Origin of the sequence: Prevotella sp. S7-1-8 (assembly GCF_000758925.1) — a bacterium.
In the GTDB taxonomy this organism is placed as follows: Bacteria; Bacteroidota; Bacteroidia; order Bacteroidales; family Bacteroidaceae; genus Prevotella.
In genome coordinates this window covers 18,912-32,294 of the sequence record NZ_JRNC01000061.1, presented here as the reverse complement: position 1 = coordinate 32,294, position 13,383 = coordinate 18,912, and the positions used below count along the sequence as shown (strand labels likewise).

The following is a 13,383-nucleotide window of genomic DNA, read 5'->3' as shown; positions in this document are numbered from 1 at the left end:
CGGACAGTAATATAAAACAACAGTTTTTTTCGCGTCATTTTCATGTATCTTTATTTGACAGATCATGTGCCATGCCAGACTATTTGCACATTTTTTCGCCTTTCCCATACCCCTTTAATTCGCCCCCGTTTGGCCTCCATCGTGGTGCATTCCATGCAAGAAGTCAACCGCTTGCGCGCCTTCCATCCGCTTGTTTTAAATGTTTTCGCCATTATTTCATACTTCTGAAATCATTTCCAATCGCTAAAATTTTGTTGTGACTCAAAAATATAATACCTTTGTAGAAATTTCATTAACATAGCACAAGGTTGACGGAGTATCTGCGAAGTTTGGGTGCACAAATTATTTAGGATCATGCGCCCCGCTTCTAAAGTGGAATGATTTCAATCCTTTCTTTACATTCACCTCCAAGATTTGTAACGGTGGTGAAGAGGGAGGGATGTATTCGTTTTCTGTCATTGTTTATGACAATGTGCGGATTTTTCTCTCAAAGTTCCCTTTTTTCCCTTAAGACTTCCATATAAAAACTTACTTGTGCCGTCCATGGCAAGCTCTTTGCTTTTGACAGCGATGGCGTATGCCAACGGGGAGGATGTATGCGTGTAATTTATGGAGGGGGAGGGGGGGGATGCCTGCTTGCCTGCTATGCAGTGGTATGTATAGGTAAAAAGCTATTTGCGATGATGTCACTGCGTGTGCAGTTATCTTCCATGACAACGCTTGCAATTCCATACGGTGGAAGCCTGACGACAAACTATTATCTTCTGTTCTTTTGGACCGGATATTTCTTGCGAAAACATTATCAATGGTACGATAAACACACAAAGGCAATTTTGTATGGATCAAATATCTTCAAATAGGACTATTGCAAAGAACACGCTATTTCTTTACGTAAGAATGTTGTTCAACCTTGTTGTTTCGCTCTATGCTTCGAGAGTCATTTTGCAGGTTCTTGGCGTTAGCGATCTTGGGGTATATCAAGTGGTTGCCGGCATTGTGGCATTGTTCACATACATCAATGTTTCCTTGGCAGAATCGAATTCTCGATTCTTGGCTTTTGAATTAGGCAAGATTTTTTTCCAGATTGCTTTGTTAACATTGATTATCGCTGTTTAATTTTCTCTAGTTGCCTATGCAAGCGATGACGCTTGTAAGAATAATGCTATATCGTTATCGCGTGGCCCAGCTTTATTGTTAATCTTCCACATTACATACAATTGGTAAAAAAGTGGAGCGCTGACATATGTTATTTGTTAAAGCATCTGTAGAAGAGGTTGAACTCAAAAGGCATGAACCGTGGTAGATAAATATTCAAATTGGAGATTAGATATTAGAAATATATTGATAATTAAAACCAAACAATGCAACGAGTAACAAAAATGACATCTATCCACCCCATGTCACTTACAGATAGGTGTGTAAAGAAGAAAAGAAATTCCAGTTTGGAACTTTTCCGCATCTTCGTGATGCTACTTATCGTGATGCATCACTATGTGGTACATTCCGGATTGCTTGACGAAATAGTAAAAAATCCAATAGGGAATATTTATTTTTTTCTTTTTGGGATGTGGGGTAAAGTTGGTATCAATTGTTTTGTTTTGATTACGGGCTATTTTATGTGTCAATCTAAAATAACGCTTCACAAATTTCTCAAGTTATTCTTAGAGGTGGAGTTTTACAGCATCATTCTTGGAGCGATTTTTATAGCGTCTGGGTATACGCCATTTTCTTGGAGATATTTGTATTCTATGCTTATTCCTTTCAACGGCGTTAGTTCCAATTTTACAGCTTGCTTTTTGTTGTTTTATTTACTTATTCCCTTTCTCAACACCTGCATAAATAACATAAACAAGAAACAGCATTTGTCGCTTTTGCTTTTGTGTGTATTTATATATACGGTTTTGGGTTCGCTGAGTTTTATAAACGAGGTTTCATTTAATTATGTTACATGGTTTTGTGTATTGTATGTTATAGCGTCTTATCTAAAGAAATATCCCACCATTTATGATAATAGTTTTCGTTTTTGGGGGATAATGACAGCATTTAATTTGTTCATTTCTGTTTTTAGCATTGTATTGATAATATATGTTATGGACTATTTCGATTTGAAACAAAACTTTTTTAGGGCTGGCTTTTTTCTTATAGATTCAAATAAAATTTTGGCGTTATCGTTAAGTGTGAGTATGTTTATGATGTTTAAGAATTTACGTCTTAAATATAGTAAAGTTATAAATACTATTGGAAGTTGCACTTTTGGTGTTTTCCTTATTCATGATTTTTTTGGCGGAATGCGGCCATGGTTATGGAAAGATGTGTGTCAGACATTATATTTTTATCATCATGGTAATATTTATTTCCATTCGATACTTGCGTGTGTCCTGGTCTTTGTCGTTTGCGCTTTAATAGATTTTTTGAGGCAGAAAACGGTTGAACAACCATTGCTGCATCTTGCGGAGAGCTTCATTTTACGTCAGAAATTAAGGATCTGCCGACATTATGAAAAACGAGCCATGCGTGAAACTTAAGCTCAAGGCAGTTTTTTCGAAAAGTTTCTCTTTGGCAACGAGCTTAATCTTAATGAAATTCATATAGAAGTTATAGGTGTCCCCACATTGCAAATGATCTCTATTTTAGAGTATATATACGTATATAAAGGGCATATGAATAGAGCTAATTATACAGCTTGATGATTTTCAGAAGCTAAAGATCATTGCTCCAAATTCCGTAAGACCCCTAAAACAGATTCGCGAATAAACACATATTGCGTAAAACAGGCACTATATACACATCCAACAGCAACACTCCTCAGCACCATCACACCTTCTCTACTTTTAGCCGGCTCAATAAACATAGACAATGTCGATATCGGTGGAATCCCATCGAAGGCGGTGTCCACTCCAAATCCTTCAAGCTTAATACAGAAGAAGTGTAGGGAGTCGGGTGGGGGTAGAATATCACTCAGTAATCATAGAGAGTTCTTTAATGGAACAAATATCTTCAAATAGGACTATTGCAAAGAATACGTTCTTCCTTTACGGAAGAATGTTGTTCAATCTTGTTGTTTCGCTCTATACTTCGAGAGTCATTTTGCAGGTTCTTGGAGTTAGCGATCTTGGGGTTTATCAAGTGGTTGCTGGCATTGTGGCATTGTTTACATTTGTCAATGGTTCTTTGGCAGGAGCGACTTCCCGCTTCTTGGCTTTCGAATTAGGCAAGAATGACAACCAACGCCTTTCAAAGACATTTGCTGCGACACTCAACGTACATATTATTACAGCCGGCATACTTTTCTTTGTCTGTGAAACCGTTGGCCTATGGTTTGTTAATTATAAGCTAAATATTCCCGAAGGTAGAGAGTTCGCAGCAAATTTTGTTTACCAGTGTTCTGTTATGATGACGATGTTGTCGTTAATCCAGGCGCCTTACAATGCTGCTATCATTGCCCACGAGAGAATGAGGATGTTTGCATACGTTGGAATACTTGACACAATTTTGAAACTTGTCGCATGTTATGTTCTATACATTACCCCTTTTGACAGACTCGTCGTTTATGGCTTAGTACTGCTCTTGTTTACCTTGATTATCAATCTTATATATTATATATATTGTAAACACTCTTTTTCGGAATGTCATTTCCGTTGGTCTAACGATTGGAGTATTTCAAAACCCATCCTCGTTTTTTCCGGTTGGCAGTTGTTTGGTGACTTTAGTCTGATAACAAAGAATCAAGGGCTCAATATTCTGCTTAATCTATTTTATGGGGTTACACTAAATGCTGCATGTGGTTTTGCTAACACAGTATATGGGGCTATTGTTGGCTTTACAAATAATTTTATGATGTCTGTACGTCCGTCAATTATAAAGGCTTATTCAACAGAGAATTATATGAGGATGATAGAATTGATTCATGTGTCATGTAAATATTCTTTTTTTCTCATGATGCTTTTATCAGCCCCCTTCCTTTTCGATAGTCAATATATTCTAGAACTATGGCTAAAAACCCCTCCTGCGTATACAGCAGAGTTTTGTAAATTGAGTTTACTTAATTTATTGGTTGTGGTGTTGACATCTCCAGTAACCTACGCAGTGATTGCAACAGGCAACAATAAAATACTGTCCCTTTTAGGTGGAACCTCGATGCTTTTGGTTTTACCTTTTGCTTATTTATTTTTAAAATTAGGATATAATCCCACTATCCCATTTATTATAACACCGATCTTGCAATCTTTAGTTTCTAATCTATATGTAATTTTATTAAAAAAATACATACCGCAGTTTTCCATAACTAACTACTATCGTAGAATAATTATTCCGTGTGTTGTGATATTTATATTGGTGGTAACTTTTACTAAAATAATATTCAGCTATGTTAGCATAGAAAATCATTTGTTAAATTTAATGGCTATTTGCAGTTGTACGACAATATTAATTTTTTCTTTTATATTATTAATTGCAATGTCAAAGGAAGAGCGGAAATGGATTTTAACAAGATTTGTAAAATACAAAACTAAATTGTATAATAGCGTAAATGAAAAAAAATAGCACACTTACTTTTCACATCATATCATCTTCAATATAGTCTTATATTTTAAGTATAAAAATTCTAAGAAAGCATTTATGAGATTTTCTGTAACAATACCAGCTTTTAAAAAAACTTACTTACGGGAGTGCATAAACAGTGTTTTAGCCCAAACTTATCAAGACTATGAGATTATTATTGTAAATGATGCCTCTCCAGAAAACTTAAATTCAATTCTTTCGGAATTTCAGGATTCGAAAATAAAATATTATGTTAATCCGATAGGTTTTGGTGGATATAATGTTGTTGGAAACTAGAATAAATGCCTTGAACATGCAAGCGGTGATTATATTATATGTATGGGGGATGACGATCGCCTTATGCCAAACACTTTATCCTATTTTTCGGAAGCGATAGATAAATATCCGAGGATGGAGGTGTTCCACATTCGCACACAGACAATAGATGAGAAGTCAAATGTCATTAGTGAACAAAAATGGGCTCCAGAGATTGAAAGCGTTTATTCATTGATGTGGAATATATGGAATGGTAGAATTACATATATTGGAGATTTCCTTTTTAAATCTGATAAATTAAGAAAAATTGGAGGTTTTTATAATTTGCCCTATGCATGGTATTCAGACCGTATAACACCTTTTTTATGTGCTAAGCAATACGGTATTATCAATATAAATAAAATAGGTTTTCAATTTCGAGTAAGTCGGAATCATATCTCTGCAATAGGAGTACATTCTGATGAAAAACTAAAAGCTTGGATTCATGTTGAGCATTGGTATAGTGACTTTCTTCGTATGAAACCTCAAGAAGTAGACGATATCAAGTATTGGATGATGTTGAAAACTTATGTAAATGAATTCATATGGAATAAAAAGGTTTGGATTATAGCGGAGGATTTATTTAGGTCTCCTGCACGATGTACGCGCATTGGGTAATGTGTAAATCAAATTTGGCTGTTAGCAGGAAAATGCTTTTCAAAGCTATTTACCTATATGTTCGTTTGTTAATAAATAATAAGGATATGGTCCAGTAATATGATATGTAGTTATATTTCAGGTAGACTTGGGAATCAATTTTTTGAATATGCTTATTCTCGTGCTTTACAAATAGCAAGAAAAAAGAACGATAAGCTTTGTTTTAATTTTGAGTTAGTAAAGTCTGCAGGTAATCCAGAAAATGGATTTGAGGACTCGTTGCAATATTTTAATGTGACTCAATACCAGGTATCAAATAGAAACCTAGTTTTAGTTCATGGAACTCTATTGCAAAAAATAATATTTATATTATTTAAACTCTCCGAAAAAATACATCTTAGGCTGTCATGGTTTCTATTGTTTCATAAGATAGGGTTACTCTTTTATTCCTATGAGGAAGAGCCAGAACTATATCTTCCCCGAACGACCACTGTCATAACTTATGGCAAATTTGGCAATCCTAAGGCTTTTGAATTCATTAGAGATAAAATTTTGGATGAGTTCACTCCTGTAGCGCCTCCCTTAAATTCTAATATTTCACTTTATGAGACGATTAGGGTATCTAATTCAGTTTGTATATCAATTCGACGTGGTGATTTCTTAAATGATGAATTCAAAGATGATTTTTTCGTTTGTGATAAAGACTATTTTCTTCGAGCCATTACTATAATAAAGGGAAAGGTTTTAAATCCTACTTTTATATTCTTCTCGGATGATATTAATTGGGTGCGTGAGAATTTTAGACTCGATGTTCCTTGTTTATATGAGTCTGGGACTGATCCTGTTTGGGAGAAGCTACGTTTGATGTATAGTTGTAAGCATTTCATCATTTCTAATAGTACATTTAGTTGGTGGGCACAATATCTTTCGAGGCACGAAGAGAAGATAGTAGTTGCGCCTCAAAGATGGATGAATAATACAAATAAACGGTTTAAATTATTAAGTAAAAATTTTATTTTAATTTAAATGGAAAGAAAAATTGCAATAGAAATAATGTAGGTTATTGCTATTATTTTAGTGATAATAGGTCATTCCGTTTTTTCATCATGTCATATATTCTTTCCACATATCTTTATTTGTAATAGTAAGTAGATGTCTGTTTCATGAAATCCGTAATTATGAGGTGAATTAGGGCGGACTTTAAAAGTTTAATTTTACCTTATCTGTTTACTATCGGAGTGTTATTCATATAATCAATTTTACAGGGTATCAATATAATTTATATTAATTACTTTGTGATTGTGCTTATCACAATGATATTAAAACATTAATATATGAAGATAGATTATGTTATTTACTGGTGCGATGGATCTGATGAGGAATGGCAAAAAAAGAAGGCTCAATATAGAGGAACGTCCTTTCAGAACAATACCGTGAGATTTCGCGATTGGGGGATTTTGAAATTTTGGTTTCGTGCGGTTGAACAATTCTCGCCATGGGTGAATCATATATATGTGATCACAGACAATCAGAAGCCTAATTGGCTTGATTTCTCGCATCCTAAGTTGTCGCACGTGGATCACAAGGATTTTATACCCCATCAATATCTTCCAACGTTTAATTCGCATACAATAGAACTTAATATTCATCGGATAAAGGGTCTATCTGAGCATTTCGTTGTTTTTAATGATGATATGTTTATCAACTCTCCGATTTCACCAGAGTATTATTTCCATAATGGTTTACCGTGTGACGCAACATTAGAACATGTGTTTAATGGAAGATGTTATGATGAGCACGAAGAATGGGGGATTAATATCATAGAATATTGTTGTACACATGTTTTAAATGCTCATTTTGATAGGAAAATAACTATACGGGAAAATTGGAAAGCATGGCTTGGTGGATATTTAGGGTTCAAATACCAATTTCAGGCATGGCTTATAACCCTTTTTGGCCGGCATGAGTTTCAGCATTTTTATACTCCTCATAATGAGAAGGCTTTCCTGAAGACGGTGTGTGAAGAAGCATGGGAAAAAGAATCTGTAATGTTAGGGAAATCATGCACGCGTTTTCGAGAAAACATTAGTTTAAGTAATTATTTCTTACGTTATTGGCATTTAGCCTCAAACCGTTTCTGTCCCACCAAATTTCAGGGAAAATATGTGTTACAAATAGGACATGATGAAATAGATAAGATAAAACAAAAAATGTTTGATGGGGGATGTAAGTCTTTGTGTTTAAATGATTCGATAGATTGTGACGACAATTCATTTAATATATTGCAGCCACAGTTAATTAAATTGTTTGATGAAAAATTCCCTCAAAAATCATGTTTTGAAATATAGCTCAACTGCTATGAAAAGGAAGAGCTGAGGTGTGTTGATGTGTTTAATAGAAAATAATTATAACGAAAGATTACAATATTTGTCTACATCACCTTTACAGGAAAAGAGATTCTCTGGGGTTGAAAGAATGTTTAGACTTAAAATGCACGATTATTAAAAACAAAAGTGGTTCTTATCGTCGAACTATATTAAATTTAGCTTATAGCTTATGCAACGCATTCAATATGTTGATCGCCTAAAAGGTTTCGCTATGTTAGCAGTAATCTTTGGGCATATATATTTTTTTCTTTGGATGATGGAAATAATCTAATGGTAAAATTTGTGTCCACGTTTCACATGCCTTTGTTTATGTTTTTATCAGGTTGGGTTATATCATCTCTGCCAGATATCAAGAAAGTGTTTATTAAATGTGCTTCTTTCTTGTCACCTTTCTTATTCGTGGGATTATCATTTGTCATTTTTTATCATAAAGATGTAGCTGGACTCTTTGAAGGTAGTGCAAAGAATGGTTATTGGTATCTATTCGTATTGTCCTTGTTTTACGTTTTCTTATGGTCATTCCGCTTGGTTACTCGGTTTGTCAAATCCAAATGGGCAGAGATTATTTGGGCTGTAACGATTTGGGCATTCCTAATCATGTTTCAAATTACTCTATCAGAACGATGGAGTGATGTACTGAGCGTTTGTCAGGCAAGAACTTTGTGGCCATTATTCATTGCTGGCTTTTTGTTTAGGAAATACAAACTGACAGAAACTCTTTTATCAAGAAATATTGTGTTCAGTTGCTGCATGATAGCTTATGCAGTTACTGTTTATTTTTTTACAAAGGGCTTTTCCAGATTATTCTTATTTTCAGCTTTTCTTTCCGTTCCCACCTTTGTCTACCTCTTTAAGAAATTTGAATCAAACAGTGGTGTCGTGTCCAATGCTTTGGCAAAAATAGGTCGCCATTCGTTAGATATTTATATTTATCATTTCTTCCTTGTGTTTGCGTTAAGATTATCAGGATGGCATGAATATTTCATAGGTACAGACAACCTGCTACTTGAATGTGTGATAGTAGCGGTTCTTTCTGTTGCTATTGCATACGGCTGTATAGGTATAGGCTACTTGATTAGACAAAGTGAATTTTTAGAGAACTTGATTTATGGCAGATATATTGCAAATGCAATAATTTCATTCAATAAAAAATCTGCGTAAAAACGAATAACCTGTAATATATGAGAAAGAAGGTCTTATTTATAATAGGTACATTACAATCTGGTGGGGTTTCTAAATCCATGGTGTCATTACTGACGGCTTGGGATAGGCAAAGATACGATACCTCTTTATTGCTTTGCTGTAAAGAGGGTGACATATATTCAGACAGGTTGCCAAAAGATGTTCATCTGATATACAACCCTGTTATAGAGCATGTGATGGGTGGTGTATCTTCGGCATGGTGGCTTCTGCAACATGGAAAGATCGTTTTGTCGTTGGGTGTCTTGTGTAGGCTTATACTGTCCCAACTGTCAAAGCCTATGGCAGGACGCTTGATCGCAAAGATGATGCCGGCAATCGATAATGAGGAATATGATTTAATCGTTGATTATGGTGGACAGCAAATATTATATTATATGGTGGATAAGTTGCGTGGGGGAAAAAAAGTGAGTTTCTTTCATAGCGACTATAGCAGATGGCCTTACTATTATAAGGCCGACAAAAAATATTATCCATTAACAGATCGCATTTTTACGATTTCAGACACCTGTGTCGCAGCCCTGAGACGTTATTTCCCGCACTGTCATAATCAAATATCTAAGATGGAGAATATATCTTCACCTGAGCTTATAGAGAGATTGTCTGAAGAAGACATTGATAATTTTGTTCCACACAACTTAACATTAGTTACTGTAGGACACGTGTGTTACAACAAGGGAATAGACTTTGCAATCGAGGCTGTAGATATACTTAAAAAAAATGAGATAGATGTTGTATGGCTATTTGTAGGTGCTATAATAGAACCTAAATGGATTGAAGAGATAAAACGTAAAGGTCTGCAAAGGTATTTCAAATTTGTTGGCGTTCAATCAAATCCCTACCCATACATACGTCAAGCTGATATATATGTGCATCCATCGCGTTTCGAGGGTAAATCTATTGCGCTTGATGAGGCGAAAATACTGTGCAAGCCTATTATCGTAACGAATTTTTCTACCGTAAGAGACCAATTTGAAGATGGTGTCAATGCCACTATCTGTGCAATGGATGGCAAATCCTTAGCGCGTGCTATTCTTAATCTTTATGAAGATGGGCAGTTACGGCAAAAATATGTAGATTATCTTAAAACACATATACATGATAATTCGAGTGAGGTGCAGAAATTATATATGTTCCTATAACATTTTAAGGCTATGTTTCCCTATCTTTTAGTTTTCATTGTTGCTTTTATTCTGTTTTTTGTTTTAAAAGACAAACGGTCAGATAAATATCTTATAGCCTACTTTCTCTATGTTTCTTTGTTTGTGGGTTTTGGAGATATGATTGGCGGTTACGACCGCTATATATATGGAGAAGTGTTTGACACCATAGCTGAAGAAATGCGAGGTGATCGCAATTTAGCACGATTGTATTATTTGATCAATGGCAAAGAGTATGGCTACTTCTTTTGGCAAGTGTTAGTATCATTTGTCACGCAGAATAGGTATATTTTTATACTCATCACCACATTGGCTCTTTATACGCTCTATTTCTTCTCTTTCAAGCAATATATACAAGACTACCCTTTGGCAACGATAGTGTTTCTCGGTTTCTTTTATTATTTTACGATGACCTATCTTCGTCAAGTTTTTGCGGTTGGCATTGTGTGGTTGGCCGTGCGATACATTTGGGAGCAAAAGCCAATCAAGTTTTTTGCCCTTGTGCTCTTGGCTTACACATTTCATGGTTCCGCTCTAATTTTTGCGCCCATGTATTTTTTGCCAATACGGAAATACAGTCCAACGGCCATTATTGCTTTTGTTGCAGCCTGTTTACTTGTAAGTTTGTCTCCTTTACCCAATATGCTACTGGCGTCATCAGGAGAGGCTACAGGAATGGCAGAGCGAACGGCTTCCTATACCACAGAAGATCAAGGCTTTCGTGTAGAGTATGTTTTGGAGTGCATGTTCTTGTTGTGGCTTCTTTTTACTAACTACAGGAAAATTGTACCTACCAAGCAAACGCTTGTGTTTCTTAATATGACAGTTGTGTTCTGTGGCATACTTCTTCTCTTTATGCGTTTTGGACAAGGTGGCAGGTTTGGATGGTATTTCTTCTTGGGTATTATCTATATGCTCACACACATTTGTCATCTCCCTCATCCGAAGCCATGGCTCAAACCGCTTGTTGTCACGGTGTGTTTCTTGCTATTTTTGCGTATCACTATTGCTTGGCAGTCGCTCAATGTGCCTTATAAAACATTCTTCACAAATGGAGAACCTTCGGGCAGTGGCTCTATTTATGAACGATATGAGTATGATTATAATTATACCGTTGATAAGTTGTACAAATAATATAAAGCATCACAATCCATGAAAATTATCATAGATCCAAGGTTACAGTACGCCTATGCCTCTTATTATCTACTTGGAATAGAAACGGTTTTTGGAAAAAACAGTATACGGTATAGTGCTAAGCCTTTCGAAGATTTGGATAATAAATATATCAATGCTTATAGATATGGTTTTGCTTTTGTTATAAAAAACGGGGGAAATAACTATAAGATCTTTATAGATAGTGAGGATGTTGCAAGTATATTTAACGAAGGATATGAATGGTGTGATATCTATGGAAAGGTAAATCCCACATTTGAACATACTCAAAAGTATATAAAATTATTAGCAATAGGCCCTTCGTTTGGAATAACACTTCATACTATTCCAACTACTATAATCAAATGTCTTAAACACAAATTCCAGAGTTTAGGCTATACGAATGTTCCTTTTAAAAATTATTTGCGAGATTATTTGTATTCCAACATTCGTAGACGACCTATAAATGTATATGAGAAAACAGTGAAGGTGCGCCCCAACTATATTTTTCATTCCTCAACACTATGGTACAACAAATTTGCGGAGACAGATACAAATTATTGGCGTGGTGAGTTTTTACGCGCATGCCAACAATTACAAATAAGAATAGAAGGAGGTCTATTTTATATAAATGGGAAAGGTGTATTAGCAGAAATGCCTGATTATCCTAAATATAAGGAGATATATAAGGATTTTATTTATGATAAGCGACTTTCAATGGATGAGTATATTAAGAAAACCAAGGAAAGTGTTCTTGTTTTTAATACACCATCTGTATGTGGATGTCATGGATGGAAATTGGCTGAGTATCTCTGTATGGGAAAGGCGATTATATCTACTAAACTTTCTCGAGAGATGCCTGAGCCTATGGTGCATGGTGAAAATATTCATTTTGTGCACACGAAAAAAGAATTACTCGAAGCTATTATGTTGATAAATAGTAACGAAGAATACCGCAGACATTTAGAAAAAGGTGCAAGAAGATACTATGAACAATGGCTCAAGCCAGATGTAGTTATAGACAGACTATTGAAACATGCGCTTTACATACACAAATAGATTTATTTCATGATGATTACTGTATTTACTCCTTCATATAACAGAGAAGACTTGCTGCCACGACTTTATGACAGTTTGTGTGTGCAGACTTTTTCTGATTTCGAATGGGTGATTGTGGATGATGGATCAACAGATAACACACAGGAACTTGTTAATAAAATAATTTCAAATCATAAGAAGTTTAATCCTAATTTCCCAATACGATATTATTATAAGGCTAATGGAGGTAAACATACTGCAATAAATCTGGGAGTAAACAAAGCGTGCGGTGATTTATTTTTCATCGCAGACAGCGATGATTATTTACCATCAAACGCTCTTGAACTTGTAATAGAACAATGGAATGAAGTGAAGAATGATGATTCTTTTGGTGGTGTATGTGGATTAGATTTGTTAAAAGGTAAAAAAGAGATTGTTGGTGGTATACCTCCTTATGACATTCTTGATTGCACCTTCTTAGAATATTGGTGGAAGTTCAAAATGAAGAGTGGGGATATGAAAGAGGTATATCGAACTTCTGTACTTCGTGAGTTTCCTTTCCCGGAAATACCAGGTGAAAAATTTTGTCCGGAAGAATTGGTGTGGGCTCGGATAGCTCAAAAATACAAACTGAGATATTTCAGTGAAGTAATTTATATTGCAGATTATCAAGAACACGGTATTTCTGCAAATATGACACGAATGAGGATGCAAAGTCCACTTTTGTCCATGATGATGTATGTAGAAAATGTCTCTTATGATATTTTACCATTCTCACGTAAGGTAAGATATGCGATAAATTATTGGAGATTCCGTGCATGTTTTCATGGATCATCGTTAAATGCTTTGATCAAACTTCCTGTGTTAAGATGGTATTGGGTGTGGACTGCACCATTAGGATTTGTATTACATGTAAGAGATAGCTACATGAAAAAATAAGGGTATAAGCTATTTTATTAATCATGTGTATGCTGTCGCACATCTTTTAGTCAATT

At 35.1% G+C, this 13,383-nt stretch carries 9 protein-coding genes and 2 pseudogenes; all 11 read left to right on the top strand.

Annotated features, from left to right (window positions below; genetic code table 11):
* Window positions 1-837: 837 nt before the first annotated feature.
* Window positions 838-1,071: pseudogene (locus HMPREF1640_RS09845) on the top strand (hypothetical protein); the annotation flags it as partial.
* Between the two features lie 290 nt (window positions 1,072-1,361).
* The gene (locus HMPREF1640_RS09840) at window positions 1,362-2,525 is read left to right on the top strand and encodes an acyltransferase (RefSeq protein ID WP_231565887.1); all 1,164 of its coding nucleotides are present in this window, start codon (window positions 1,362-1,364) and stop codon (window positions 2,523-2,525) included.
* Window positions 2,526-2,982: 457 nt separating this feature from the next.
* Entirely contained in the window at window positions 2,983-4,542 is a 1,560-nt protein-coding gene (locus tag HMPREF1640_RS09835) for a lipopolysaccharide biosynthesis protein (RefSeq protein WP_156098784.1), read from the top strand.
* Between the two features lie 75 nt (window positions 4,543-4,617).
* Window positions 4,618-5,472: pseudogene (locus HMPREF1640_RS09830) on the top strand (glycosyltransferase family 2 protein).
* A 99-nt stretch (window positions 5,473-5,571) separates the two neighbouring features.
* A complete protein-coding gene (locus HMPREF1640_RS09825) occupies window positions 5,572-6,477 on the top strand; it encodes an alpha-1,2-fucosyltransferase (protein WP_036894268.1) in 906 nt (301 codons plus the stop codon).
* A gap of 308 nt (window positions 6,478-6,785) precedes the next feature.
* Window positions 6,786-7,799 carry a stealth family protein gene (locus tag HMPREF1640_RS09820; protein ID WP_036894267.1) on the top strand — a complete coding sequence of 338 codons (1,014 nt, stop codon included), beginning with the start codon at window positions 6,786-6,788 and terminating at the stop codon, window positions 7,797-7,799.
* Between the two features lie 288 nt (window positions 7,800-8,087).
* A complete protein-coding gene (locus HMPREF1640_RS09815; protein ID WP_156098782.1) occupies window positions 8,088-8,999 on the top strand; it encodes an acyltransferase family protein in 912 nt (303 codons plus the stop codon).
* Window positions 9,000-9,019: 20 nt separating this feature from the next.
* Window positions 9,020-10,180 carry a glycosyltransferase gene (locus HMPREF1640_RS09810; RefSeq protein ID WP_036894265.1) on the top strand — a complete coding sequence of 387 codons (1,161 nt, stop codon included), beginning with the start codon at window positions 9,020-9,022 and terminating at the stop codon, window positions 10,178-10,180.
* A 12-nt stretch (window positions 10,181-10,192) separates the two neighbouring features.
* The gene (locus HMPREF1640_RS09805; RefSeq protein ID WP_036894263.1) at window positions 10,193-11,332 is read left to right on the top strand and encodes an EpsG family protein; all 1,140 of its coding nucleotides are present in this window, start codon (window positions 10,193-10,195) and stop codon (window positions 11,330-11,332) included.
* An 18-nt stretch (window positions 11,333-11,350) separates the two neighbouring features.
* A complete protein-coding gene (locus HMPREF1640_RS09800) occupies window positions 11,351-12,409 on the top strand; it encodes a glycosyltransferase (RefSeq protein WP_036894261.1) in 1,059 nt (352 codons plus the stop codon).
* 9 nt (window positions 12,410-12,418) lie between these two features.
* A complete protein-coding gene (locus HMPREF1640_RS09795) occupies window positions 12,419-13,327 on the top strand; it encodes a glycosyltransferase family A protein (RefSeq protein ID WP_036894259.1) in 909 nt (302 codons plus the stop codon).
* Window positions 13,328-13,383: the final 56 nt, after the last annotated feature.

What these genes read in the sequence shown, in the direction of transcription:
- HMPREF1640_RS09835 (WP_156098784.1), top strand. Translation starts at nt 2,983, where the DNA reads ATGGAACAAATATCTTCAAATAGGACTATTGCAAAGAATACGTTCTTC.
- HMPREF1640_RS09795 (WP_036894259.1), top strand. Translation starts at nt 12,419, where the DNA reads ATGATGATTACTGTATTTACTCCTTCATATAACAGAGAAGACTTGCTG.
- HMPREF1640_RS09820 (WP_036894267.1), top strand. Translation starts at nt 6,786, where the DNA reads ATGAAGATAGATTATGTTATTTACTGGTGCGATGGATCTGATGAGGAA.
- HMPREF1640_RS09825 (WP_036894268.1), top strand. Translation starts at nt 5,572, where the DNA reads ATGATATGTAGTTATATTTCAGGTAGACTTGGGAATCAATTTTTTGAA.
- HMPREF1640_RS09805 (WP_036894263.1), top strand. Translation starts at nt 10,193, where the DNA reads ATGTTTCCCTATCTTTTAGTTTTCATTGTTGCTTTTATTCTGTTTTTT.
- HMPREF1640_RS09810 (WP_036894265.1), top strand. Translation starts at nt 9,020, where the DNA reads ATGAGAAAGAAGGTCTTATTTATAATAGGTACATTACAATCTGGTGGG.
- HMPREF1640_RS09840 (WP_231565887.1), top strand. Translation starts at nt 1,362, where the DNA reads ATGCAACGAGTAACAAAAATGACATCTATCCACCCCATGTCACTTACA.
- HMPREF1640_RS09800 (WP_036894261.1), top strand. Translation starts at nt 11,351, where the DNA reads ATGAAAATTATCATAGATCCAAGGTTACAGTACGCCTATGCCTCTTAT.